General features: G+C 71.8%; 22 protein-coding genes and 1 tRNA gene. 11 read left to right on the top strand and 12 right to left on the bottom strand.

What is annotated here, in order from left to right:
- Positions 1-12: 12 nt before the first annotated feature.
- From GJQ66_RS08235 to GJQ66_RS08225, 3 genes are all read left to right on the top strand, one after another.
- The gene (locus GJQ66_RS08235) at positions 13-945 is read left to right on the top strand and encodes an ABC transporter ATP-binding protein (RefSeq protein WP_155048851.1); all 933 of its coding nucleotides are present in this window, start codon (positions 13-15) and stop codon (positions 943-945) included.
- Entirely contained in the window at positions 942-2,132 is a 1,191-nt protein-coding gene (locus GJQ66_RS08230) for an ABC transporter permease (protein WP_155048850.1), read from the top strand. The genes GJQ66_RS08235 and GJQ66_RS08230 overlap by 4 nt, the downstream gene beginning before the upstream one ends.
- 71 nt (positions 2,133-2,203) lie before the next feature.
- Complete coding sequence (locus tag GJQ66_RS08225) at positions 2,204-3,490, top strand: adenylosuccinate synthase (protein WP_155048849.1); 1,287 nt, start codon at positions 2,204-2,206, stop codon at positions 3,488-3,490.
- A 9-nt stretch (positions 3,491-3,499) separates the two neighbouring features.
- On the opposite strand, the gene GJQ66_RS08220 is transcribed toward GJQ66_RS08225, so the two are convergent.
- The gene (locus tag GJQ66_RS08220) at positions 3,500-4,612 is read right to left on the bottom strand and encodes an AI-2E family transporter (protein WP_306461805.1); all 1,113 of its coding nucleotides are present in this window, start codon (positions 4,610-4,612) and stop codon (positions 3,500-3,502) included.
- Between the two features lie 104 nt (positions 4,613-4,716).
- Here GJQ66_RS08220 and GJQ66_RS08215 point away from each other — a divergent pair, with 104 nt between their 5' ends.
- Both GJQ66_RS08215 and GJQ66_RS08210 read left to right on the top strand, forming a co-directional pair.
- Complete coding sequence (locus GJQ66_RS08215; protein WP_155048847.1) at positions 4,717-7,923, top strand: S41 family peptidase; 3,207 nt, start codon at positions 4,717-4,719, stop codon at positions 7,921-7,923.
- A gap of 37 nt (positions 7,924-7,960) precedes the next feature.
- Entirely contained in the window at positions 7,961-8,263 is a 303-nt protein-coding gene (locus tag GJQ66_RS08210; RefSeq protein ID WP_155048846.1) for a chorismate mutase, read from the top strand.
- A gap of 18 nt (positions 8,264-8,281) precedes the next feature.
- Here the strand turns inward: GJQ66_RS08210 and GJQ66_RS08205 are convergent, their stop codons facing one another.
- The 9 genes from GJQ66_RS08205 to GJQ66_RS08165 all read right to left on the bottom strand — a co-directional run bounded on the left by GJQ66_RS08205 (position 8,282) and on the right by GJQ66_RS08165 (position 16,520).
- Positions 8,282-9,004, bottom strand: coding sequence for a hypothetical protein (locus tag GJQ66_RS08205; RefSeq protein ID WP_155048845.1), 723 nt, complete (start codon positions 9,002-9,004; stop codon positions 8,282-8,284).
- Positions 9,001-9,909, bottom strand: a complete 909-nt coding sequence (locus GJQ66_RS08200) for an ABC transporter ATP-binding protein (RefSeq protein WP_155048844.1) — start codon at positions 9,907-9,909, stop codon at positions 9,001-9,003. The genes GJQ66_RS08205 and GJQ66_RS08200 overlap by 4 nt, the downstream gene beginning before the upstream one ends.
- A 22-nt stretch (positions 9,910-9,931) precedes the next feature.
- Positions 9,932-10,258, bottom strand: coding sequence for a GntR family transcriptional regulator (locus GJQ66_RS08195; RefSeq protein ID WP_155048843.1), 327 nt, complete (start codon positions 10,256-10,258; stop codon positions 9,932-9,934).
- Positions 10,259-10,408: 150 nt separating this feature from the next.
- Positions 10,409-10,723, bottom strand: a complete 315-nt coding sequence (gene mnhG, locus GJQ66_RS08190; RefSeq protein WP_155048842.1) for a monovalent cation/H(+) antiporter subunit G — start codon at positions 10,721-10,723, stop codon at positions 10,409-10,411.
- Entirely contained in the window at positions 10,723-11,007 is a 285-nt protein-coding gene (locus tag GJQ66_RS08185) for a monovalent cation/H+ antiporter complex subunit F (RefSeq protein ID WP_368732811.1), read from the bottom strand. The genes mnhG and GJQ66_RS08185 overlap by 1 nt, the downstream gene beginning before the upstream one ends.
- A complete protein-coding gene (locus tag GJQ66_RS08180) occupies positions 11,004-11,582 on the bottom strand; it encodes a Na+/H+ antiporter subunit E (protein ID WP_155048840.1) in 579 nt (192 codons plus the stop codon). The genes GJQ66_RS08185 and GJQ66_RS08180 overlap by 4 nt, the downstream gene beginning before the upstream one ends.
- A complete protein-coding gene (locus GJQ66_RS08175) occupies positions 11,579-13,135 on the bottom strand; it encodes a Na+/H+ antiporter subunit D (RefSeq protein ID WP_368732810.1) in 1,557 nt (518 codons plus the stop codon). The genes GJQ66_RS08180 and GJQ66_RS08175 overlap by 4 nt, the downstream gene beginning before the upstream one ends.
- The gene (locus GJQ66_RS08170; protein ID WP_155048839.1) at positions 13,132-13,608 is read right to left on the bottom strand and encodes a Na(+)/H(+) antiporter subunit C; all 477 of its coding nucleotides are present in this window, start codon (positions 13,606-13,608) and stop codon (positions 13,132-13,134) included. The genes GJQ66_RS08175 and GJQ66_RS08170 overlap by 4 nt, the downstream gene beginning before the upstream one ends.
- Complete coding sequence (locus GJQ66_RS08165; RefSeq protein ID WP_155048838.1) at positions 13,605-16,520, bottom strand: Na+/H+ antiporter subunit A; 2,916 nt, start codon at positions 16,518-16,520, stop codon at positions 13,605-13,607. The genes GJQ66_RS08170 and GJQ66_RS08165 overlap by 4 nt, the downstream gene beginning before the upstream one ends.
- Positions 16,521-16,640: 120 nt before the next feature.
- Between GJQ66_RS08165 and nucS the strand changes: the two genes are divergently transcribed.
- From nucS to GJQ66_RS08150, 3 genes are read left to right on the top strand one after another with little or no spacing between them, the layout of a single operon-like run.
- The gene (gene nucS / locus GJQ66_RS08160; protein WP_368732809.1) at positions 16,641-17,336 is read left to right on the top strand and encodes an endonuclease NucS; all 696 of its coding nucleotides are present in this window, start codon (positions 16,641-16,643) and stop codon (positions 17,334-17,336) included.
- Between the two features lie 56 nt (positions 17,337-17,392).
- Positions 17,393-18,061: an HAD hydrolase-like protein gene (locus GJQ66_RS08155; RefSeq protein ID WP_155048837.1), complete on the top strand. Its 669-nt coding sequence runs from the start codon at positions 17,393-17,395 to the stop codon at positions 18,059-18,061.
- Positions 18,062-18,068: 7 nt separating this feature from the next.
- Positions 18,069-19,301, top strand: a complete 1,233-nt coding sequence (locus GJQ66_RS08150; protein ID WP_155048836.1) for a hypothetical protein — start codon at positions 18,069-18,071, stop codon at positions 19,299-19,301.
- Positions 19,302-19,366: 65 nt separating this feature from the next.
- On the opposite strand, the gene GJQ66_RS08145 is transcribed toward GJQ66_RS08150, so the two are convergent.
- Positions 19,367-19,573, bottom strand: coding sequence for a cold-shock protein (locus GJQ66_RS08145; RefSeq protein WP_155048835.1), 207 nt, complete (start codon positions 19,571-19,573; stop codon positions 19,367-19,369).
- 392 nt (positions 19,574-19,965) lie between these two features.
- On the opposite strand from GJQ66_RS08145, the gene GJQ66_RS08140 reads away from it, so the two are divergent.
- The gene (locus GJQ66_RS08140; RefSeq protein ID WP_155048834.1) at positions 19,966-22,155 is read left to right on the top strand and encodes an MMPL family transporter; all 2,190 of its coding nucleotides are present in this window, start codon (positions 19,966-19,968) and stop codon (positions 22,153-22,155) included.
- 137 nt (positions 22,156-22,292) lie between these two features.
- Here the strand turns inward: GJQ66_RS08140 and GJQ66_RS08135 are convergent.
- Positions 22,293-22,376: transfer RNA gene (locus tag GJQ66_RS08135), tRNA-Leu, on the bottom strand.
- A 136-nt stretch (positions 22,377-22,512) separates the two neighbouring features.
- Here GJQ66_RS08135 and GJQ66_RS08130 point away from each other — a divergent pair.
- Both GJQ66_RS08130 and GJQ66_RS08125 read left to right on the top strand, forming a co-directional pair.
- Positions 22,513-23,253, top strand: coding sequence for an FhaA domain-containing protein (locus tag GJQ66_RS08130; protein ID WP_368732808.1), 741 nt, complete (start codon positions 22,513-22,515; stop codon positions 23,251-23,253).
- Entirely contained in the window at positions 23,250-23,783 is a 534-nt protein-coding gene (locus tag GJQ66_RS08125) for an FHA domain-containing protein (protein WP_368732807.1), read from the top strand. Before GJQ66_RS08130 ends, GJQ66_RS08125 begins: the two co-directional genes overlap by 4 nt.
- Positions 23,784-23,789 lie beyond the last annotated feature (6 nt).

The following is a 23,789-nucleotide window of genomic DNA, read 5'->3' as shown; positions in this document are numbered from 1 at the left end:
TAGCGTGCGAGCATGACCGGCACCAGCCACGCGGGCATCGAGGCGCGCGGCCTGCGACGCTCCTTCGGATCCATCCACGCGGTGCGCGACGCGACCTTCGACGCGCGCCCGGGTCGGATCACGGGCCTCGTCGGACCGAACGGCGCCGGCAAGACCACCCTCTTCCTCCTCCTCGCCTCGCTCCTCGCCCCGGACGCCGGATCCGTGCGCGTCGGCGGGGCGGATCCCGTCACGGATCCGCGCTCCGTGCGGCGGGTGCTCGGGTGGATGCCGGACGCGCTCGGCACGTGGGACTCCCTCACGGCGCGCGAGACGCTGACGGTCGCCGCCCGGCTGTACGGGGCGCCGCGGGACGCGGCGCGCGCCCGGGCGGACGAGCTGCTCGGCGAGGTCGGCCTGGCGCCCCTCGCAGGCGCGAAGGCGCGGGTCCTGTCGCGCGGGCAGAAGCAGCTCCTCGGGCTCGCCCGCGCGCTCGTGCACCGGCCGACCGTGCTGCTCCTCGACGAGCCCGCGTCGGGGCTCGACCCCGCCGCGCGCATCGCGCTGCGCCACCACCTGCGCGCGCTGGCGGACGCGGGCGCCACGATCCTCATCTCGAGCCACGTCCTCGCGGAGCTCGACGAGATGGTCGACGACGCCGTCTTCCTTGCGGCCGGCGCCACGGTCGCCGCGCCCCCGCCCGCGACGCAGCTGCGCGAGTGGCGGATCCGCGGGCTCGGCGGCGCGGCGGATCCGGGATCCCTCCGCGAGGCGGTCTCCGGCCTCCTACCGGGCGTCGCCGTGCGGGTCGACCGCCAGGACGTGGTGGCGGGCTTCGCCGGCGACGAGGCCGCGGCGAGCGCGCTCGCCCGGTTGGTGCACGCCGGCGTGCCCGTCGCGGAGTTCGCGCCCGCGTCCGGCCGCCTCGAGAGCGCTTTCTTCGAACTGCAGGGAGGCGCGCGATGAACGCCCGGCGCATCGGTGTCCTCGTCGGCCTCGACCTGCGCCAGCGCGTGCGCCGACCCGGCTTCTACGTGCTCCTCGGCATCTTCTTCGTCGTCGTGTGCGCGATCGCGTGGCTCGGATCCCTCGCCTTCGGGCAGGCGGGCGGCGGGCGCGGCGTCGCCTCGATCGCGCTGTACGGCGTGCTGCTCATGGCCGTGCTCGTGACGCCCACCTTCACGGGCAACGCGATCAACGGCGAGCGCGAGCAGGCGACGCTCGCGCCCGTGCAGGTCACGCTCGCGACCACTCCGGAGATCCTCGCCGCCCGGTTTCTCGCCGGCTGGGCGACGGGGCTCGTCTATCTCGCGGCGGCCCTCCCCGTCGTGGGGTTCGCGCTCCTGGACGACGTGCTGTGGTGGGGGGACGGATCCGCCGGGTGCTTCGGGAGCGGCTGCCCGGCCGCGCCCGTGGGCGCGTGGGGGATCGCGTCGGCGATCCTCGTCCTCGCCGCCGAGGTCGGCGTCATCGCCGCGATCGGCGTCGGGCTCAGCGCGATTATCGCGAAGCCGCTGTTCTCGGTCGCCGCGACGTATCTCGTCGTCATGATGCTCGTCGTCGGCACCCTCATCGCGTTCGCGCTCGGCACCTTCGCCGTGCGCTCGCCCGTCGCGACCCTGACGGAATCGCCTCGGGAGGTCTACGTCTCCGACGGGCAGAACGCCGCGTACCTGCCCGACTGCGCCGACGCGGCCCAGCCGTGCCTCGAACCGCGGCCCGACGTCTCCGCCCGATGCGTCGCCGTGCACGGGGCGCAGGTCGTCCCCCGCTACGACCGCGTGTGGTGGCTCCTGTCGGCGAACCCGTTCGTCGTCGTCGCCGACGCGACCCCCACGGCCTACGACCGCGCGGGCTACCCCGTCGACCTGTTCGGCCAGCTGAAGTACGGGATCCGCGCCGCGCAGCAGCCCCCGGAGCTGGAGCAGCCGGACTGGGCGGATCCGTGCGACGGCCGGGTGCAGCTGCCGGGCGAGTACGTCGAGTTCGTCGACAACTCCCCCACGGCCCGCGAGGTCATCGAGGGCTCGGTCCCGACGTGGTTCGTGGGCCTCGGCCTGCAGGTCCTGCTCGCGGCGGGGCTCCTCGTCTGGGGCGGATTCCGCACCCGCACCCCCGCGCGGCAGACGCCGCCCGGCAGCCGCGTCGCGTAGCGGATCCAGGGCCGCGCCCGCGCGCCCGATAGGATGAGATGTCCAGCACCCGATTCCCAGGGGGATGACCCATGCCAGCAATCGTGATCGTCGGAGTCCAGTGGGGCGACGAGGGCAAGGGAAAGGCCACGGACCTGCTCGGTGAGCGCACCGAGTGGGTCGTCAAGTTCAACGGCGGCAACAACGCCGGGCACACTGTCGTCGTTGGCGACGAGAAGTACGCCCTGCACCTCCTGCCGTCCGGCATCCTCTCCCCCGGCGTGACCCCCGTCATCGGCAACGGCGTGGTCGTCGACCTCGAGGTGCTTTTCCAAGAGCTCGACGCGCTGTCGTCGCGTGGCATCGACGTCTCGAAGCTCAGGATCTCGTCGAACGCGCACGTCATCACGCACTACCACCGGACGCTCGACAAGGTCACGGAGCGATTCCTCGGCAAGCGCCAGATCGGGACGACGGGGCGTGGCATCGGCCCGGCGTACGCCGACAAGATCAACCGCGTCGGGATCCGGATCCAGGACCTGTTCGACGAGTCGATCCTGCGGCAGAAGGTCGAGGGCGCCCTCGACCAGAAGAACCACCTGCTCGTGAAGGTCTTCAACCGCCGCGACATCACGGTCGACGAGATCGTGACCGACCTGCTCTCGTACGCGGAGCGCGTGCGCCCCATGGTGGCCGACACGAGCCTGCTGCTGAACGACGCGCTCGACCGCGAGGAGGTCGTGGTGTTCGAGGGCGGACAGGCGACCATGCTCGACGTCGACCACGGCACGTATCCGTTCGTCACCTCGTCGTCGGCCACGGCGGGCGGCGCGGCGACCGGGTCCGGAGTGGGCCCGGGGCGCCTCGATCGCATCGTCGGCATCGTGAAGGCCTATACGACGCGCGTCGGCGCGGGGCCGTTCCCCACCGAGCTGTTCGACGCCGACGGCGCGTGGCTCGCCGAGCGCGGCCACGAGTTCGGCACGACGACGGGCCGCGCGCGCCGCGTGGGTTGGTACGACGCGCCGATCACCCGCTACGCGACGCGCATCAACGGCATCACCGACCTGGTGCTGACGAAGCTCGACGTCCTCACGGGGCTCGAGAGCATCCCCGTCTGCGTCGCGTACGACGTCGCTGGCGAGCGGTTCGACGAGGTGCCGGTCAACCAGACCGACTTCCACCACGCGACGCCCATCCTCGAGTCCTACCCGGGCTGGAGCGAGGACATCACGGGGGCACGCACCTTCGAGGACCTGCCGCAGAACGCCCGCGACTACGTCCTGGCGCTCGAGGAGATGAGCGGCACGCGCATCTCCGTCATCGGCGTCGGGCCGGGCCGCGATCAGGTGATCGTGCGCCACGACCTCGTCGACTGAGCCGGGGCGTCACACCCGCGCGTCCTGGCGCGGGATGATCACCTGCTTGATGATGAGCAGGATCGAGGCCGTGACGGGGATCGCGATGAGCGCGCCGAGCAGGCCGAGCAGCGTGCCACCGACGAGCGCCCCGATCACGACGAGCGATCCGGGGATCGCGATGGTGCGGTTCATCACGCGCGGCGTGAAGACGTATGCCTCGACCTGCATGTAGACGACGTACACGGCGGCGAAGATGAGCGCCGAGACCGGGCTCGTGAACAGGGCGACGACGGATCCGATGATCCAGAACAGCACCGGACCGATCAGCGGGATGAGCGTGATGCAGAACGCCGTCATGGCCATGAGTTGCGGGAACGGCAGCCCGATCGCGAGGTGGACGATGAACGTGAACACGGCGTTCATGAACGCGAGCGTGATCATCCCGACGAGGTAGCGCCCGACCGACGCCGTGATCTGGTCGGTCATCCCCGAGATTGTCTCGCGCGAGCGCGCCGGGGCGAGGCGGATGAGAGCGGTCTTCATCGTCGGCAGCGACGCGACGAAGTACAGACTCAGCACGACCACGATGAGCGACCCGGACAGCGCCGTCGCGATCGTCGTGCCGACCTGCAGGACGCCCCCGCCGATCGCGGCGAGGTTGGACGGCGACGTGAGGAGATTCTGCGCGTCGGAGAGGAGCGTGCCGACGTGGTCGCCGAAGGTCTCCTCGGCCCAGGCGTACGTGTCGGACTCCTGGAAGTCGGCGACGAGGTTCGGCAGGTCGCTGATGAACTGCGAGATCTGCTCCACGACGGTCGGGATGATGAGCAGCAGGACGCCCGCGACGACGACGAGCACCCCGACCGTGACCGACACGATCGCGAGCGCGCGCGACATCCCCCGCCCCTCGAGCCAGTGCACCGCCGGATCCAGCCCCAGCGCGATGAACAGCGCCAGCGCGATGTAGACGAACACGGTCGACAGGTTCGTAAACGCCAGGCCGAGCGCGACCGCGGCGAGGCCGCCGAGCGTCAGCAGGAATCCGGCGGCGAAGGGGCGGCGGAGGAAGGCCCAGAAGGTCCGGCCCGCGGGCGGGTCCAGGGGTGTGTCGGGGCCGGATCCCGGGGTCGCTGCGCTCATGCGCATCACTCTATGGCGCGAGCGTCCGGCCGCGCCGGTGGCCCCGCGATGAACGTCCGCGCGCGCCCCTGTCGGCGGGGTCGCGCGGCTTATACGTTGGCCCCATGAGTTCCGCGTACCTGCGCTATCCGCACCTCGACGCCGACCTTCTCACCTTCACCGCCGCCGACGACGTGTGGCTCGCGCCCGCGACGGGCGGCCGCGCGTGGCGCCTCACGAGCGACCGAGCGCCCGTCGCCCACCCGCGGCTCGCGCCCGGGGGCGCGCACGTCGCGTTCGTCTCGCGCCGCGACGCGCACGCCGAGCTGTTCCTGGCGGACGTCGAGACCGGATCCGTCGAGCGGCTCACCTACGGCGGCGCCAGCCAGCTGCGCGTGCTCGGGTGGTCGGATCCGGAAACGGTGCTCGTCGCGTCGAACGCGGGCGAGGAGAACATGCGCCACACGACCGTGCGCGAGGTGACCCTCGACGGCCGCGCCCGGCGCCTCGAGTGGGGGATGGCCTCGGGCGTCGCGATCGACGAGGCGCGGGGCACCGCACTGTCGACGCCCTTCAGCCGCCCGCCGGCGTGGTGGAAGCGGTACCGCGGCGGCACGGCCTCGCGGCTGTGGCTGCGCGCGCCGGGCGGCGAGTGGGAGCGCCTGCTCGCCTCCGACGAGGCTTCCCTCGTCGATCCGATGTGGGTCGGCGGTGCGCTCGCGTTCGTCTCGGACCGGGCCGCGCGCTTCCCTGATGCCGCCGACGAGCAGGCTAACCTCTGGGTGCTCGAGGACCCCCGCTCGGACGCCCCGCGCCAGCTCACCTTCCAGGGCACGGACGAGGGCTACGTACGCGACGCCACGACCGACGGGCGGCGCATCGCGTGGCACAGCCGCGGGCGGATCCGCGTGCTCGATTCCCTCGACGCCGCGCCGCGCACCCTCGACGTGTCGCTTCCCGGCGCCGCGGTGGCTCCCGTCCCGCTCGATCCGACGCGCGATCTCACGGACATCGCCCCGGACCACGGCGCCGGCGCGAGCCTCGTCGCGTGGCGCGGCAAGGCGTTCTGGCTGACGCACCGCGAGGGGCCCGCGCGGGCGATCGCGGCCGACTCGGGCGTGCGCGTGCGGGAGCCGGTCGTGCTCGGCCAGACGGGAAGCGTCGCGTTCGTCACGGACGCCGAGGGAGACGACGGGATCCAGGTCGCCGCCGTGGCGGGGTCGCGCGACGACGACGCGCTCCCGATCCTCACGGGGCAGCTCGGCCGCGTCCTCCACCTCGCTGCGTCTCCCGCCGGGGACCGGCTCGTCGCAATTTCGCACGACGGATGGATCCGCCTCATCGACGTCGCCGGCGGCACGGCCCGCGACGTGCGGCGCTCCGCGCAGGGCGAGCCGCTCACGCCGCGCTTCTCTCCCGACGGGCGGTACCTCGTGTGGTCCGAGCCGACGGCCGGCGAGGGCGAGCTGCACGCGATCTGGGCGCTGGATACCCGCGGCGACGAGAGGCCCGTGCGTCTCACGAGCGGCCGCTTCCACGACCACAGCCCCGACATCACGCGGGACGGGCGCCACCTCGTGTTCCTCTCGAACCGCACGTTCGATCCGCAGTACAACGCGCAGGCGTTCGACCTGTCGTTCGCCGGCACGACGCGCCCCTGGCTGATGCCGCTGTCGGCCGAGGACCCGGTGCCCTTCGGGCCCGCCGCGGGCGGCTGGGCGCTGGCCGAGGCGCCCACAGGATCCGCCGCCCCCGCGGCGCCGGAGAGCCCGGACCTCGACGCCGAGGGAGCCGAGGATCGGATCGCGGCCTTCCCCGTTCAGTCGGCCGACTACCGGGGACTGTTCGCGACCGCGGGCGGGGTCTGCTGGATCGCGGAGGGCGCGGACGTCGGCGAGCTCGGCGCCCGCCGCGCGGGCGTGCCGGGCGAGAAGCAGCCCGACCGCCTCGAGCGCTGGTCGTTCGCGGACCGCGAGGCCTGGACGGTCGTCGAGGGCATCGACGCGGCCGCCGTGTCGGGCGACGGCGAGCGCGTCGTCGTCCGCTCGGGCGGGAAGGTCACGGTCGTGCGCGCGGCGCGGAAGGCCTCGGGCGACGAGGAGCCGATCGAGGTGGACCTCGGCCGGTTGCGCTTCACGCGGGATCCGGCGGCCGAATGGCGGCAGATGTTCGACGAGAACGCGCGCATCATGCGGGACCACTTCTGGCGCGCCGACATGGACGGCGTGGACTGGGACGCCGCGACCGAGCGGTGGCGGCGGGTCGTGCCGCTCGCCCGCACCGAGGACGACCTCGCCGACATCCTGTGGGAGCACGTCGGCGAGCTCAACACGTCCCACGCCTACGTGATGCCGGCGGACCGGTCGGATCCCGCCGCGCGCCTCGGCTTCCTCGGGGCCGACCTCGCGCCCGCGGGCGACGGGTGGCGCATCGAGCGGATCCTCCCCGGCGAGTCCAGCGACCCGGGCGCGCGCTCCCCGCTGCGCCGCGCGGGCGTCGGGGCGCGCGAGGGCGACGTAATCGTCGAGATCGACGGCGCGCCCGTGGATCCCGTCCTCGGGGTCGGCGCGAGCCTCGTGGGCGCGGCGGACACGCCCGTCGAGCTCACGCTCCGCCGCGGCGAGGCCACCCGGCGGGTGGTCGTCGTCCCGCTCCCCGACGAGGAGGCACTGCGCTACCAGGACTGGGTGCGCGGACGGCGCGCGTACGTCGCGGCGGCGTCGGGCGGGCGGCTCGGATACGTCCACATCCCCGACATGCAGAGCGTCGGCTGGGCGCAGCTTCACCGCGACCTGCGCACGGCGTCGGACGCCGAGGGGCTCATCGCCGACGTCCGGTACAACCGCGGCGGGCACACCAGCGAGCTCGTCATCGAGCGCCTCGCCTCGCGCGTGGTCGCCTGGTCGACCGCGCGGCACATGGACGCTCCGGTCGCCAGCCCGGACCGCTCGCGGCGCGGTCCCGTGGTCTTCGTCGCGAACGAGTTCTCCGGATCCGACGGCGATATCGTGTGCGCCCGCGCGCAGGCCCTCGGGCTCGGGCCCGTCGTCGGCGCGCGTACCTGGGGCGGGGTGGTGGGGATCGACGGCCGCTTCGACCTCGTGGACGGCACGCGGGTGACGCAGCCGCGGTACGCCTTCTGGTTGGAGGGCAAGGGGTGGGGCGTCGAGAACCACGGCGTGGACCCCGACGTCGAGGTGATCCACTCGCCCGCCGACCTCTTCCGGCACGCGGATCCGCAGCTCGACCGGGCGATCGCGGAGGCGATCGCCCGGCTGGGTGCCGCCCCCGCGCAGACCGCGCCGTCGCTCCCCGCGCCCAAGGTGCGCTGAGCGGCGGCGCGGCGCGGGCGCGCGCTACGCTCGAGGCATGAGCGAGACGCCCGACGAGACCATGGCCACGTTGCTGCGCCTGCGCGCGAGCATCGACAACATCGACGCCGCTCTCGTCTTCATGCTCGCCGAGCGATTCCGCTGCACAAAGCAGGTCGGCGAACTCAAGGCGACCCACGACCTCCCCGCGAGCGACCCGGCCCGCGAGGAGCGGCAGATCGCGCGCCTGCGCGAGCTCGCCGACGAGGCGGACCTGGATCCGGAGTTCGCCCACAAGTGGTTCCGGTTCGTCGTGGCCGAGGTCATCCAGCACCACAAGCAGGCGGCCGGCGAGGCCTGAGCCCCCGGCCCGCCGGGCTCAGACTGTCGCCCGCCGCAGCGTGGCGTAGGAACCGAGCGCGAGCAGCGCCGTCAGGGCGAGCCCTAGGAGCGTCAGGAAGAACGGCCCGAGGTCGACGAACCACCCGATGACCTGCGGCCAGGACTCCGTCCGGGTCGCCACGAAGATCCCCAGCACGAGCGCGAGCCCGAGCGCGACGAGCACGGCGACGAGCGGGAGGGTGCCGAAGCGCTTCCACACGGTCGCGCACCAGAACCCGACGACGTACAGCAGGAGCGTCGCCGTGAAGTAGGTGAGCCAGGCCGAGGCCCACCCCGCGTCGAAGATCCACTCCAGGTGCGCAACGTAGCCGTTCACCCCGTACCCGTTCGTGAGCACCTCGATTCCCGCGAGCACGAGGAAGATCGTGGCCATCATGGCCGCGCCGATCGCCCCGACGACGAGGGTCCCGAGGAAGAACTCGCGGCGCGTGACGCTCATCGCCTGCGAGAACGGGAAGCTCAGGGTCATGGCCTGCACGCCGAGCGCGACGAAGTACCACAGCGGCGCGTTGCCGGCGCCGCCGTACATGCGCGTGCCGTCGTTCGGGATCATGGCGAAGACGAGGACAGCGACCAGCGCCGCCCCCGCGAGGATGATCAGGGGCACCCAGACAAAGGACTGCGTGTTGATCAGCTGGAGGCGCACGACGCTCCAGACGCGGTGGGTGACGCGCCCTGCGGGCGCGGGCGAGACGGTCATCGTCGCGATCCTTCCGGGGTCGTGTCGGGGGCGGGGGATCCGGCCTGGGTCAGCCGCACGATCAGCTGCTGCAGGGGGACGGGGGCCAGCTCGAGGCCTGCCGCGCGGGCGTCGCGGCGCTCGGCGTCCGTGAGCCGGGCGTGCACGGTCGCCGCTGCGACGCCGCCGAGCTGCTCGCGGTGGATCACCTCGCGGCCGCGGGTGAAGTCCTCGACGCGCCGGGCGTCGCCCGTGAGGGTCGTCGCCTCGGCCCGCGCGTCCTCCGCGCTCTGATCCATGAGGATCCGGCCGCGGTCGATCACGATGACTCTCTCGATGAGGTTCGCGATCTCGTCGATGAGGTGGCTCGACAGCAGCACGGTGCGCGGGTGTTCCGCGTAGTCGGCCAGGAGGCGGTCGTAGAAGACCTGGCGCGCGACGGCGTCGAGGCCCAGGTAGGGCTCGTCGAAGAAGGTGATCTCGGAGCGCGAGGCGAGGCCGATGATCACCCCGACCGCCGACAGCTGCCCCCGCGAGAGCTTCTTGATCGTCGTCTTCGTCGGCAGCTGGAACGCGTCCACGAGGTCGTCCGCGAACGCCTGGTCCCAGTTCGGGAAGAAGAGCCGCGCGGACGCGAAGGCCGTGCGCGCCGTCGCCTCGTCGGGATACTTCTGGCTCTCCCGCACGAAGCAGATGCGGCGCAGCACGCGCGCGTTCTCGTAGGGATCCTCACCGAAGACCCGCACGGATCCGCTCGTCGCGAAGTTCTGCGCCGTGAGGATGGACATCGCCGTGGTCTTGCCGGCGCCGTTGCGCCCGAGGAAGCCGTAGATCGTGTCTCGCTCGATGTCGAAGCTGACGCCGTCGAGCGCGGCGACGTCGTGGTATCGCTTCGTGAGGTCTCGTACCTGAATGACGGGGTCCATGGGATCCCTTTCGGTCCTGGTGTCAGTGTGGGGTGCGCGACGCGCGCTCGCGGATGAGGCGGGCGACGTCGTCGGGGGGAAGGCCGAGCTTGCGGGCCTCCTCGAGGAGGGGGGCGACGAAGCGGTCAGCGAAGACCTCCCGTCGCTCGGCGAGCACGCGGTCGCGCGCGCCGGGCGCGACGAACATCCCGATGCCGCGCTGCTTGTACAGCACGCCCTTGTCCACGAGCAGGTTCACGCCCTTCGCGGCGGTGGCGGGGTTGATACGCGAGAACGCCGCGAGCTCGTTGGTCGAGGGTGCGCGCTCGTCCTCGCCCAGCGTGCCGTCGACGATCTGATCCTCGACCATCTCGGCGACCTGGATGAAGAGCGGCTTCGACTCGTCGATGGCGCCACCTCCCCGCGTACCTTGGTTCGTTACTCAACTAATGAACCACAGCACCAGGCGCGCGTCAAGCCCCGTCGCCGGCGCGGCAACGGGGGCGCGGCCTCGAGCGGGTCAGTCGAGCTCGTCGACGACGAGCGTGTCGCGATCGATGCGCCCGTTGCGATAGGCCTGGCGCCCCACCATGTGGGCCGCCAGCGGGGCGACCGCCAGCTGAATCAGCACGATTGGCACGAGGAATGCCGCGACCGTCCACGACTGCAGCGCGACCGCGATGCCCGCCGCGATGAGCGCGAGGCCGAGGACCTGCGGCTTCGTCGCGGCGTGCAGGCGCGAGGGAACGTCGCGGAAGCGCAGCAGTCCGATCGCCGCGGTCAGGCACAACAGGGCCCCCGAGAGCGCGAGAACGAGGCCGATGATCTCGAGCATCACGCCCCCTCGTTCGTCGCGTCGCGGCGCGCGACGAAGCGCGCCACCGCGATCGTGCCGAGCGCGCCCGTGACGGCGATCGCGAGCATCACGGGAAGGGTGTCGGTGCGCTGGTGGACGATGGCCTCGACGCCCATGATGCAGAGCACCTCGGTGAGCAGCACGTCGCTCGCGATCGCGCGGTCGAGGATGGACGGACCCCGGACGATCCGCACGATCGTGAGCACCGCGGCGAGCGCGAACACCCCGACGATGATGGCGACGAGCACGGTTTCGACGGTCACGACTCCCCCTCCTCGCGGCGGTCGGCGTACGGCAAGGCGCCCGAGCGCACGAGCGCGAGCTCCTCGCGCGACCCAACGGCGCGCACGATGCGCGCCTCCCAGCGCATCCCGCTCGCTCGCGCGCGCTCGATATCGCGGTCCGAGCGCACGCCGATGACGTGCAGGTACAGGATCCGCCGGGCCCTATCCTCCTCGATGACGGTGCTGCCGGGCACGAGCGAGAGCGCCACGGCCGCGTGGGTCATGATGAGGTCGTCGTCGACGCGCAGCGGCACCCGAACGACCGCGGTCCGCGGCGTCCCGGGCGCGATCGCGAGCCACGCGACCTGCAGGGCGCCCCACCCGAGCTCGGCGAGGAACACGACGACCTCGACGAGGAGCCACAGCGGGTTGACGCGGCCCGTGAGCTCGGCCGCGGGCAGGCGGAACACCGCCGTAACGAAGATCGCGACGGCGATACCCGTGAAGAAGGCGAGCCAGGTGAACTGGCCCCACAGGAGCATCCAGATGGCGACGAGCCACGCGAAAAACGGCAGCTGCGTCCAGAAGTGACGGGTCCACGAGCGGCGGGTCATGTGTCCTGCTCCACCCCCTCGAGCTGCACGAGGGAGATCGGCTGGAGGAGAGACTCGCCGATGCGCTCGCACACCTCGTAGATCGGCCCCGCGAAGACCGTCAGCGCGAGGGTCGCCGCGACCATGCCGATCGTCGCGGCCCCCATGATGCGCGGGATCGCGCGAGGTTCGCCCTGCGCGTCGGCGTCGGGCGCCTTCTCGAGGTACGAGATGCGCGCCTCGGTCTCGCTCGAGTCCTCCTTCTCGCGCCAGAAGGAGAGGTTCCAGGCGCGCATGAGCGCGTAGAGCGTGAGGAGGGAGGTGAGGATTCCGGCCCCGATCGCGACCCACATGATCGGCGTGCCCACGCCCGCCGCGGCCTCGAACAGCGCGTACTTGCCGATGAAGCCTGAGAAGGGCGGCAGGCCGCCGAGGTTCAGCGCCGGCACGAAGTACACGGCCGCGATCAGCGGGCTCGCGGCCACGAGCCCCTTGACCCGCAGGATCGAGGTGGACCCGGCGTAGCGCTCGATGAGGCCGACCGCGAGGAACAGGGTCGTCTGCACCACGATGTGGTGGACCATGTAATACACCGTCGCGCCGACGGCGTCCTCCGTCGCGATGGAGATGCCGAAGATCATGTATCCGATGTGGCTGACGAGCGTGAAGGAGAGAATCCGCTTCAGCTCGGCCTGCGCGATCGCGCCCAGGATGCCCACGATCATCGTGGCCACCGCGACGATCGCGAGCACGAGGTTGAGGTTGCTGTCGTGGAACAGCTGCGTCTCGGTGCGGATGATCGCGTACACGCCGACCTTCGTCAGCAGCCCCGCGAAGACGGCCGTGACGGGGGCGGGCGCGGTCGGGTACGAGTCGGGCAGCCAGAACGACAGCGGGAACACAGCGGCCTTAATCGCGAAGCCGACGAGCAGCATCACGTGCAGCACCATCTGCACGTCGGGCGGGATCTCGACCATGCGCTCGGCGATCTGCGCCATGTTCACGGTGCCGAGCGCGCCGTAGATCACGGCGATGGCCGACAGGAAGATGATGCTCGAAACGAGCGAGACAACGATGTAGACGATTCCCGTGCGGATCCGCGACTCGGTGGATCCGAGCGTGATGAGCACGTAGGAGGCCACGAGCAGGATCTCGAAGCCGACGTAGAGGTTGAAGAGGTCGCCCGCGATGAACGTGTCGAAGATGCCCGCCGCGAGGATGAGGTACGACGGGTGGAAGATCGACACGGGGGTCTCGTCGTCGCCGTCGGCGGCGCCCTGCCCGACCGAGAACAGCAGGACCGCGAGCAGCACGATGCTCGAGACGGCGACGAGCAGCGCCGCGAGGCGGTCGACGTAGAGGACGATGCCGAACGGCAGAGGCCATCCGCCGACCGAGACCGCGAGCGGGGTGCCCTGGTCGACCGCGATGAGCATGACGACGGCGAGGACGAAGGTCGCCGTGAGCGTCGCGACGGAGACGCCGACCTGCAGGCGGCGGTGCCGGCCCGAGAGCAGCGTGAAGGCCGCGCCGAGCAGCGGCAGCATGACGAAGAGGGGGACGAGGTTGCTCACGGCTCGCGCCTCGTCTCCTCGATGGCGGCCGTGAGGGGCGCGGCGGCGCCGTCCGTGAAGTCGGTCGTCTGCTCGTCGTCCACCTCCGCGGTCTCCTCCTCGACGTCGAGCGCGTCCTCGGTCTCCTCCGCGCGCTCGCGCACGGCGAGGTCCTCGGCGTCGTCTAGGACGGTGTCGGCCTCGCCCAGCTGCCACGACCGGTAGATGAGCGCGAGCAGGAAGGCGCTCACGGCGAAGGTGATCACGATCGCCGTGAGCATGAGGGCCTGCGGCAGCGGATCGCTGGCGCCCTCGGCGCCGTAGAACGGCGAGACGCCCGGGAAGCCCATGACGATGAGGAGCAGGAGGTTCGTCGCGTTGCCGAGGAGGAGGAATCCGAACAGGACCCGGGTGAGGCTGCGCTCCAGCATCGCGTACACGCCGAGCGCGTACAGCGCCGCCATGACGATCACGAGGGAGGCGGAGACGCTCATGCGCGGACCCCCTCGCTCATCTGGCGGTCGACCTCGGCGCCCAGCGAGCGCAGCACGTCGAGCACGAGGCCGATCACGACGAGATAGACGCCGATGTCGAAGAAGGTCGACGACACGAACTCGATGTGGCCGAGAACGGGCACGTCGGCCTCCCAAATGGCGCGGGTGAGGGGATCCAGGCCGAACAGCATCGGCGCGAGCGCCGTTCCCACCGCGACCGCGAGGCCGCCGCCGAGGAGATAGCCCGCGTCGGTCGGGGCCGCGACCCCCAGCTCGTACGGTCCGCCGGCGACGTATCGCATCACGAGTGCGAGACCCGCGACGAGGCCTCCGGCGAAGCCGCCGCCCGGCAGGTTGTGGCCCGCAAAGACGAGGTAGATCGACACGACGATGAGGGTGTGGAACAGGATCCGCACGACGACCTCGAGCATGAGCGCACGCGAGCGCGCACTCATCGCCTGCCCGCCGACGAGCCAGGCGCGCGGATGATCGGCGTTCTCGGGGGTCTGGACGCGGATCCCCTCCGTCGTCTCCACGAGGGGCGCGCGCCGGGCCGCGCGGCGCGCAGCAGCCGGGACCTTGTTCTTGATCTTCTTGCGCGCGGCCGTGAGCCGGTCGCCGCGGGCCGTGACGAACACAAGGGAGGCGACGCCGGTGGCGGCGAGCACGAGCACGCTGAGCTCGCCCATCGTGTCCCAGCCGCGCAGGTCGACGAGCGCGACGTTGACGACGTTCTTGCCGTGCCCGATCTCGTAGGCGAGCTCGGCCCAGGCCGTCGACACGGGCTCCGCGATCCGCGCGCCCGTGGCGACGACCGCGACGATGGCCATTGTCGCGCCGACCGCCACGCCGATCAGCGCGCGCACGAGACGGCCCGCGGATCCGTTGTGGGTGCCGAGCCGGGCCGGGATTCGCCGCAGCACGAGCGAGAACGCGACGAGCGTCACGGTTTCGATGAGCACCTGCGTCGTCGCGAGGTCGGGGGCGCCGGACAGGATGAAGAGCACGACCATGCCGAGCCCCGTCACGGAGACGAGCACGACGCCCGTAAAGCGCTTCTTCGCGCGCACCGCCAGGAGGCCCGCGGCGATCATGATCGCCGCGGCGACCGGCTGCACCGGGTGCTGCCAGGCGTCGAGGTGGATCTCCCACCCGCCGCCCGCGATCAGCGCCGCGATCTCGGCCGCGACGAGGACGACGAAGATCGTGCCGACGTACACGGGCAGCGACCCGCGCTGGGTCCGCCGCGTGACCCCGACCGCGAGGCGATCGACGGATCGGGTGACGAGGTAGTACACGTCCTGGGCCTGGAAGGGCAGCACCCGCCCCGTGCGGTCCCATGCCGTCGCGTTCACGAGCCAGAAGATGCCGGCACCCGCCGCGAGCGCGAGCGCGGACAGCCCGAGGGCAGGCTCGAGGCCGTGCCAGAGGGCGAGGTGGTAGTGGCCCTCACCCGCCGTGTCGGCGTAGGGCGCGAGCACGAGATCGAGCGCGGGGGCCGCCAGGCCGCCCGCCACCGTGAGCGCGGCGAGCACGAGCGGGCTGAAGATGAACCCGAGAGGCGGATCCGGCCACGCGGTGTCGGGCAGGCGTTCGCCGTTCGCGTCGCGCTTGCGCCCGAACGCGCCCCAGACGAAGCGAATGGCGTATGCCGTCGTGAGCATGGATCCGATCACGACGCCGACGAGGGCGATCCACCCCCAGGCGCTCCCGGCCAGGGCGTCCTCGAGGAGCGCCGTCAGGGCGGCCTCCTTCGCGACGAACCCCAGGAGCGGCGGGACGCCCGCCATCGACGCGGCGGCGATCGTCGCGACGACCGCGAGCACGGGTGCCTGGCGGAAGACGCCGCTGATGCGGCGGATGTCGCGCGTGGACAGCTGTCGGTCGATGATGCCGACGACGAGGAAGAGCGCGGCCTTGAACAGCGCGTGCGCCAGCACGAGGACCACGCCGGCGAGCGCCGTGTCGCGCTCGCCGTATCCGACGACCACCGCGATGAACCCGAGCTGGCTCACGGTGCCGTAGGCGAGGATCCGCTTGAGGTCGCTCTCGCGCATCGCCTGGAGGCCGCCGAGCAGCATCGTGAAGATCCCGAACGACACGAGGAGCGGCTGCCAGGGCGCGGCGTCTGCGAAGCCCGGCGCGAAGCGCGCCAGGAGATAGATGCCCGCCTTCACCATGGCCGCCGCGTGCAGGTAGGCGCTGACGGGGGTCGGCGCCGCCATCGCGCCGGGCAACCAGAAGTGGAACGGGAAGATCGCGGACTTGCTGAACGCGCCGACGAGCAGCATCACGAGAGCGGCGTCGATCAGCCCTCCCGTGGGCGGATCCGCGAGCATCGCGGCGATCGACGTCGTGTCGGCCGAGACCACGAGGATGACCGCGCCGACGAACATGACGAGGCCGCCGAGGGTCGTCGTCATGAGCGCCTGGAGCGCGGCGCGGCGCGAGGCCGCGCGCGTGAAGGCGTGCCCGATGAGGAGGTAGGAGAGGACGCTCGTCATCTCCCAGAACATCACGAGCATGATGAGGTCGTCGGTGAGCACGAGCCCGTACATCGCGCCGGCGAAGGCGATGAGGACGGCGGCGAACCGCCCGATGCCGTCCTTCTTGCCGCGGAAGTAGACGGCGCAGTAGACGACCACGAGTACGCCGACGCCCGAGACGATCAGCGTCATCAACCAGCTCAGCGTGTCCATCCGCATCGACAACTCGACGCCGAGGGGGCGGATCCACTCGTATGTCTCGATCGGAATAGCACCGCTCTGCACCCGGCCGGTCATCGCGATCGCGTGCACGAGGCCGGCGAGCGGCGCGAGGGCGGCGACGTAGAAGACGCGGGCCCCGAAGATCCGGGCGAGCGGGTGGAGCACGAGCGCCACGACTCCGAACACGGCGAGGATCGCGAGCATGGGCGTCTCCTCGTCGTCGTGCCGGCGGCGGGTGTTGGCGGGCTTCCTATTCTATGGGCGGAATTTGGTCGTGGGGCGAATGGCGCCGGATTGGCCGCTCCCCCGCGTTAGGCTCGCACGGTGCGCCTCGTCATCGCCCGCTGCTCCGTGGACTACGCGGGGCGCCTCAACGCCCACCTCCCGCTCGCGACCCGCGTGCTCATGCACAAGGGCGACGGCAGCCTCCTCATCCACTCCGACGGCGGCAGCTATAAGCCCCTCAACTGGATGAGCCCGCCGTGCCGCCTCGACCACGGCGAGATCGACGAGGAGCTCGCGTCCGCCGGTGTCGTCGAGGTGTGGAAGGTGACCCACCAGAAGACGGGCGACGCGCTGACGGTGCGGATCCACGAGATCCTCAGCGACACGACCCACGACCTCGGGATCGACCCGGGCCTCATCAAGGATGGTGTGGAGTCGGACCTGCAGCGGCTCCTCGCCGAGCAGGTCGAGCTCATCGCCGACGGCGCGACGCTCGTGCGGCGGGAATACCCGACCGCGATCGGTCCCGTCGATCTCCTCGTGCGCGACGCGGACGGCGTCGCGATCGCCGTCGAGGTCAAGCGCCGCGGCGACATCGATGGGGTCGAGCAGCTCACCCGGTACCTGGACCTCCTCGGCCGGGATCCGCTCCTCACGGGCATCCAGGGCGTTTTCGCGGCGCAGGAGATCAAGCCGCAGGCGCGCACCCTCGCGACCGACCGTGGGATCCGCTGCGTCACCCTCGACTACGAGGCCATGAAGGGAATCGACAGCGGGGTGCCGACGCTGTTCTGACCGCGCCCGGCGCTTGCCGGGCGCTCGCCCCGCCGCGCGGTGCATAGGGTGGGTGCATGGCGAACTCTCCCTGGTCCTGCGTCCTCTGGGACGTCGACGGCACGATCGCGGACGCGTCCGCGGGGATCCTCCCCCGCGTCGCACGCGTGCTCGACGAGATGGGCCGGCCGCCCATGGCCGACGATCAGGTGAACCTCTGGATCGGTCCGCCCATGCTCGAGTCGTTCCAGGCGCTCGCCGGCCTGGACCGCGCGGACGCGGAGCGCGCCGTCGCGCGCTACCGCGCGCTCGCTGGCGAGGACGGGTACGCCGAGTCGGTGCGCCTCTACGACGGCGTCGCGGAGCTCGTGCGCGAGGTCCACGCCGCGGGGATCCCCCAGTCGACCGCGTCGACCAAGCCCGAGAACCAGGTCACCGCGATCCTCGCGCACTACGGCCTCGCGCCCGAGTTCGACGCCATCCACGGCGCCGTCCCGGACGCGGACGTCCTCGACACCAAGGCCCACGTGCTCGGCCGCGCGCTCGCCGACCTCGAAGCGAAGGGCGTCGACGTGTCGCGCCCCGTCCTCGTCGGCGATCGGCACCACGACATCGACGGCGCGGCCGAGTTCGGCGTGCCCGTGATCTTCGCGCGCTGGGGCTTCGGCGCGCCATCCGAGGAGGCCGGATCCGTCGCGGCGGTCGATTCGCCCGCCGACCTGCGCCCCCTGCTCATCGACGGCTGAGCGCCGCATGTGGGGAATGGGGGCCGTCGGCTGGCTCGTGAGCGTCGCGGTCGCTCTCGGCGTGCTCGTCGCCGCGGCTCTCGTCGCGCGTCGGATCGCCCGCACGGGGGCCCGTGCGCACGCCCGGGCCCAGGAGGAGCTCGCGGAGATGGGCCGCGCCCTCGTCGAGCTCGACGACGCGGTCGATGCGCTCGATCGCGAGCTCGCCCTCTCGGGCGCGCTGTACCGGGGGCAACAGCCCGCATCGCTGCGCCGCGCGCGCCTCGCGGCGCATCACACGCGCGATGACGCGTTCGCCGCGTATCGCCGCGCGGCGGACCCGGCGCGGACCCCCGCGGAACGCCGCGCCGAGGCGCGCGCGACGCGCGCGCGGGTCGCCGGAGCGATCGCGAACGCCGGGTCCGCTCGCGCCGAGAACGACGCGTGGGTCGCGCGGCACGCCCCCGCGGCCGACCAGTTGCGCGTCGCGCGGGAGCGCATCGACGCAGCGGCGGCGACGATGGGAGACCCCCGCGCCCTCCGCGCCGAGCTCGCCCGGATCGCGGATGAAAGCGAGTGGGAGGGCGCGGCGGCGGCGGACGAGGAGTCCCTCGGCGCGCTCGCCGACGCGGAGCGCGCGTACACGGCCGCGGAGTTGGCGGATCCGGAGGCCCTGCGGGCGCACCTGATCGAGGTCGAGACGTCCCTCGAGCGCGCCGGGCGCGCGGCCCGCCTCCTCGAGGAGACCCACCGGCTCGTCGAGAACGCCTACCTCGCGATCGAGGACGAACAGCGCGCCGCCGCGTCGGCGATCCGGGCCGCGGCCGGGACGCAGAAGACCGTCACTGGCGAGCGAGCGCCCCGGGTGTCCGAGGCGATCCGCGTCGCGTCCGTCGCACTGGACTCGGCGATGCGCGCCGCGGACCGACGTCCCGTCACGGCAAACGAGCGGATCGCCCGGCTGCGCGCGCGCCTCGACGACGCCCTGGCCGACCTGCGCACGGAACAGCAGCAGATGCGGGCCGCGCGCAGCGCGCTCCCCGGCACCCTCAGCGCGGCGCGCAGCGCGCTCGCGCGGTCGGAGGCCTACGTGCGCGGCGCCGAGATCGACGCGCGCGTCGCGCTCGACCAGGCGCGGCGACACCTCGCGCTGGCGCGCCAATCGGCGAACGCGATCGAGGCGCTCACGGCGGCGCGGGCCGCCGTGAGTGACGCGCAGACCGCCGCCTCGCTCGCCCGTGACCGCGCCCGGCGCCGCTGAGAGACGAGAGCGCCCCGCACCTCGTGGAAGGTGCGGGGCGCGTCGCGGGTGTTCGCGCTTCGTCTTTAGAGCGGAACGATGTTGTCGGCCTGCAGACCCTTCGGGCCCTGCGTGACCTCGAACTCCACGCGCTGGTTCTCCTCCAGCGAGCGGTATCCCTTGGTCTGAATCGCACTGAAGTGCGCGAAGACGTCCTGGCCGCCCTCGTCGGGGGAGATGAAGCCGAAGCCCTTCTCCGCGTTGAACCACTTGACGGTGCCCTGCGTGCTCATGTACTGCCGTTCTATCGGGGCGGATGTCGTCGCAATTTCACGTCGACGTCTGCCAACCTAGCCCACCAACATGGCGAAACAACAGGGCGCGGGCCGGATTCGTGGCCCGAACACGAAAACAGCCCTCACCGTCGGGGGGAAACAGTGAGGGCCGGACGACCGAGAGAGGACGTCTGCGATCAGAATACAGTCCGGCGAGCACGCTGGAGACCGCTCGGGGGCGATCCGGCGGGTGAATAGCTCACCCAAAGATTCACCCTGCACGAGCGTGCATGCGGTGCAATACCGAAAGTGAGATAGCTTCTGCTCTTTGTGATTACTAGATAGGCTAGATACTATCGACCGCGAGCGACAGCCGACGTTTTCCGCCTCCGAGCGACCAGGAGCACCCCATGTCCCGCCGCACGACTCCCCCCGCCCTTCCCTCGGGTGATGCCGCACCGCACCGGCCACGCACGCGGGGGACGGCGGCCCGGATCATCCGCGTGGTGCTGCCCGCCGCCCTCATCCTCGCCTGGCTCGCCGGCGCATCGTTCGGCGGCCCCCTCTTCGGCAAGGTCAGCGAGGTGTCGTCCAACGATCAGACGACCTACCTGCCCGAGTCGGCCGACGCGACCGCCGTCCAGGAGGTGCGCGGCGACTTCTCGGATTCGGACGCCATCCCGGCCGTCGTCGTCTTCGTCGGCGACGACGAGCTGACCGAGGCCGACGTCGCCGCGATCGACGACGCGCTCGCGGAGGCGGCGGAGCTCGACGCGGTCGCCGGCGACGTCTCCCCCGCCCTCGTCTCCGACGATGGGCGCGCCGCGCAGGCGTTCGTGCCCCTTGACGGCGACGGCGAGCTCGGCGACGTCGTGGTCGAGCTCGGCGACGCGCTGCGCGCGAGCGCGCCGGACGGCGTCGCCGTCTACGTGACCGGTCCGGCCGGGTTCTCCGCGGACCTGGCGGCCGGGTTCTCGGGCATTGACGGCCTACTGCTCGGCGTCGCCCTCGCGGCCGTGTTCGTGATCCTCATCCTCGTGTACCGCTCGGTGCTGCTCCCGATCGTCGTGCTCTCGACGAGCCTGTTCGCGCTGTGCGTCGCGCTGCTGACGGTGTGGTGGCTCGCGAAGTTCGAGGTGCTGCTGCTCAGCGGGCAGACCCAGGGGATCCTGTTCATCCTCGTCATCGGCGCGGCGACCGACTACTCCCTCCTCCTCGTGGCCCGGTTCCGCGAGGAGCTGCGGGCGACGCAGGACAAGGGCGCCGCAGTATTCCGTGCCCTCAAGGGGTCGTTCGAGCCGATCGTGGCCTCCGGCGGCACCGTCATCGCCGGCCTCCTCTGCCTGCTGCTCAGCGACCTGAAGTCCAACAGCACGCTCGGGCCCGTGGCGGCCATCGGGATCGTGTTCGCGATGCTCGCGGCGCTCACCTTCCTCCCCGCCCTCCTGTTCACCTTCGGGCGCGCCGCGTTCTGGCCGCGCGTTCCCCGCTTCTCCGAGAACCTGGCGCCCGCCCGCGCGGGGCTGTGGGAGCGGATCGCCGACGGCGTGCAGAAGCGGCCGCGCCGGATCTGGATCGGGACCACCATCGTGCTTGCCATCGGCTGCCTCGGCATCACGCAGCTCGACGCGTCCGGCGTGCCCCAGTCCGACCTCGTGCTCGGTGCGTCCGAGGCGCGCGACGGCCAGACCGCGCTCGGCGAGCACTTCCCGGGCGGATCCGGGAGCCCCGCGCTTGTCCTGACGCCCGAGGACGCGTGGGCGGACACCGCGGACGTGCTGCTCGAAGCCGACGGGGTCGACGGCGTGACGATCGTCGCCGCGGACACGCCCAGCGGATCCGCCACGGTCACGCCCGACGGCCTCCAGGCCGCAGGCCCTCCCGGCACCCCCGCGCCCGAGCCGACGGTGTCGGACGGAAACGTCCTCCTGCAGGCGACGCTGACCGACGCGGCCGACTCTGAGGGCGCCGCGGACACCGTGCGCGCCCTCCGCGAGGACGTGCCGGACGGGGTCCTCATCGGCGGGGTCACGGCGACAGCGATCGACACGAACGACGCCTCGATCCACGACCGGAACCTCATCATCCCCGTCGTGCTCGCGGTGATCCTCGTGATCCTCATGCTGCTGCTGCGCTCGATCCTCGCGCCGGTGCTGCTCATGCTCACGACCGTGCTGTCGTTCGGCACCGCGATGGGGGTCTCGGGCGTGCTCTTCACCCACGTGTTCGACTTCCCGGGGGCGGATCCGGCGGTACCGCTGTTCGGGTTCGTCTTCCTCGTCGCCCTGGGGATCGACTACAACATCTTCCTCATGACGCGCGTGCGCGAGGAGTCGCTCGTCCACGGCACGCGGGAGGGGATCCGCCGCGGCCTCACGGTCACGGGCGGGGTCATCACCTCGGCCGGGATCGTGCTCGCGGCGACCTTCGCCGCGCTCGGCGTCATCCCGATCCTCTTCCTCGCACAGCTCGCGTTCATCGTCGCGTTCGGCGTGCTGCTCGACACCTTCGTCGTGCGCACACTCCTCGTCCCCGCGCTCGCGACCGACATCGGCCGCGGCGTGTGGTGGCCGTCGAAGCTCGCCCGCGGCGAGCGCTGAGCCGGATCCGCGGGCCCGTCACTCCACTGTGTAGCCGTGGGGGAACGGGTCCGCGGGATCCAGGAGGAACTCGGCGGTTCCCGCCGCGGCCGCCCGGGGACGAAAAAGCCCCGGTCAGATCTGACCGGGGCTCGCTGTGCGCAAGGGGGGACTTGAACCCCCACGTCCGTAAGGACACTGGCACCTGAAGCCAGCGCGTCTACCGATTCCGCCACTTGCGCGCGTTCGCGCTACGCACGAACTCAACTTCCCGAGAATAGCATGTCCCCACGGGGCGCCGCGAATCGGCCGGCTCCCGCGGGCCACAGCCGCCACCAGTACCATGACGCATACCCCGTACCGACACCGAGGAGCACCGTGGGATTGCTTGACAGCTTCGAGAAGGGCCTCGAGCGCGCCGTCAACGGCGCGTTCGCGAAGACCTTCCGCAGCGGCATTCAGCCCGTCGAGATCGCCGCGGCGCTGCGGCGGGAGATGGACACGAAGGCCGCGGTCGTCAGCCGCGAGCGGATCCTCACCCCGCACCGCTTCGAGGTGCGCCTGAGCACCGCCGACGCCGAGCGCATGCGCGGCCTGGGCTCGGCGCTCGACGCCGAGCTGCGCTCCGTCGTCGAGAAGCACGCGCGGGCGCAGGGCTACAGCTTCTCCGGCCCCCTCGCGATCGAGGTGCGCGCGTCGGACGGCGTCGCGACCGGGACGATCGAGGTCGAGAGCTCCTCCCCCGAGGGGCAGGTCTCCTGGCAGGCGGCGCTCGACGTCGACGGCCGCCGCCACACCATCTCGCAGGCGCGCACGGTCATCGGCCGCGGCTCCGACTCGGACATCACGATCGCCGACTCGGGCACGAGCCGCCGCCACGTCGAGGTGCTGTGGGACGGCGAGCGCGCTATGGTCCGCGACCTGGGCTCCACGAACGGCTCCAAGCTCGACGGCCAGCGCATCCGCGAGGCGGGTCTCGCGGACGGGCAGACGATCACGATCGGGCGGACGAACATCGTCTTCCGCGTGGTCGCGACGGCGCAGCCGACGCGACGCCCGCTCCCCGACCAGCAGGACGCGACGCAGATCATCGACGCCTTCCGGGGAGGCCGGTCGTGAGCGAGCTGACCCTCTTCATCCTCCAGTACGGGTTTCTCCTGCTGCTGTGGGTGTTCGTCTTCATCCTGATCTTCGCCCTGCGCGCCGACGTGTTCGGCGGCCGCGTGCAGAAGCTGCCCGAGGCCCCGAGCATGACCCGCGCGCCCGCACCCGCCGGGCCCGCGGATCCGAACGCCCAGACCGTCGCGCACGACATTCCGCGCGCGGCCGCGGCGGCGCCCGCGACGACGGGGACCGCGACGAAGATCGTCATTACGTCCGGTCCGAAGGAGGGCCTCGAGATCCCCCTCGGATCCGACCCGCTCACGATCGGGCGCTCCTCGGACGCGGGCCTCGTCATCCGCGACGACTACACCTCCAGCCACCACGCGCGGCTCGTGCGGTACGCCGATCAGTGGATGCTGCAGGACCTCGACTCGACGAACGGAACGTTCCACGACGGGCACAAGGTCGCCCCGAACTCGCCCGTGGCCGTGAAGGTGGGCGCGCCCATCAAGATCGGCGCGACGACGTTCGAGCTGCGGAAGTAGCCGCCG

Source organism: Microbacterium sp. ZXX196, assembly GCF_009709595.1.
Lineage (GTDB): Bacteria > Actinomycetota > Actinomycetes > Actinomycetales > Microbacteriaceae > Microbacterium > Microbacterium excoecariae.
Note: the sequence above shows the minus strand (reverse complement) of the source record. Positions and strands in the feature narration are given on the sequence as shown.

Excerpts from the sequence above, each read along its gene's own strand:
- GJQ66_RS08235 (WP_155048851.1), top strand. The coding sequence starts at position 13 with ATGACCGGCACCAGCCACGCGGGCATCGAGGCGCGCGGCCTGCGACGC.
- GJQ66_RS08230 (WP_155048850.1), top strand. The coding sequence starts at position 942 with ATGAACGCCCGGCGCATCGGTGTCCTCGTCGGCCTCGACCTGCGCCAG.
- GJQ66_RS08225 (WP_155048849.1), top strand. The coding sequence starts at position 2,204 with ATGCCAGCAATCGTGATCGTCGGAGTCCAGTGGGGCGACGAGGGCAAG.
- GJQ66_RS08220 (WP_306461805.1), bottom strand. The coding sequence starts at position 4,612 with ATGAGCGCAGCGACCCCGGGATCCGGCCCCGACACACCCCTGGACCCG.
- GJQ66_RS08215 (WP_155048847.1), top strand. The coding sequence starts at position 4,717 with ATGAGTTCCGCGTACCTGCGCTATCCGCACCTCGACGCCGACCTTCTC.
- GJQ66_RS08210 (WP_155048846.1), top strand. The coding sequence starts at position 7,961 with ATGAGCGAGACGCCCGACGAGACCATGGCCACGTTGCTGCGCCTGCGC.
- GJQ66_RS08205 (WP_155048845.1), bottom strand. The coding sequence starts at position 9,004 with ATGACCGTCTCGCCCGCGCCCGCAGGGCGCGTCACCCACCGCGTCTGG.
- GJQ66_RS08200 (WP_155048844.1), bottom strand. The coding sequence starts at position 9,909 with ATGGACCCCGTCATTCAGGTACGAGACCTCACGAAGCGATACCACGAC.
- GJQ66_RS08195 (WP_155048843.1), bottom strand. The coding sequence starts at position 10,258 with ATGGTCGAGGATCAGATCGTCGACGGCACGCTGGGCGAGGACGAGCGC.
- mnhG (WP_155048842.1), bottom strand. The coding sequence starts at position 10,723 with ATGCTCGAGATCATCGGCCTCGTTCTCGCGCTCTCGGGGGCCCTGTTG.
- GJQ66_RS08180 (WP_155048840.1), bottom strand. The coding sequence starts at position 11,582 with ATGACCCGCCGCTCGTGGACCCGTCACTTCTGGACGCAGCTGCCGTTT.
- GJQ66_RS08170 (WP_155048839.1), bottom strand. The coding sequence starts at position 13,608 with ATGAGCGTCTCCGCCTCCCTCGTGATCGTCATGGCGGCGCTGTACGCG.
- GJQ66_RS08165 (WP_155048838.1), bottom strand. The coding sequence starts at position 16,520 with ATGCTCGCGATCCTCGCCGTGTTCGGAGTCGTGGCGCTCGTGCTCCAC.
- GJQ66_RS08155 (WP_155048837.1), top strand. The coding sequence starts at position 17,393 with ATGGCGAACTCTCCCTGGTCCTGCGTCCTCTGGGACGTCGACGGCACG.
- GJQ66_RS08150 (WP_155048836.1), top strand. The coding sequence starts at position 18,069 with ATGTGGGGAATGGGGGCCGTCGGCTGGCTCGTGAGCGTCGCGGTCGCT.
- GJQ66_RS08145 (WP_155048835.1), bottom strand. The coding sequence starts at position 19,573 with ATGAGCACGCAGGGCACCGTCAAGTGGTTCAACGCGGAGAAGGGCTTC.
- GJQ66_RS08140 (WP_155048834.1), top strand. The coding sequence starts at position 19,966 with ATGTCCCGCCGCACGACTCCCCCCGCCCTTCCCTCGGGTGATGCCGCA.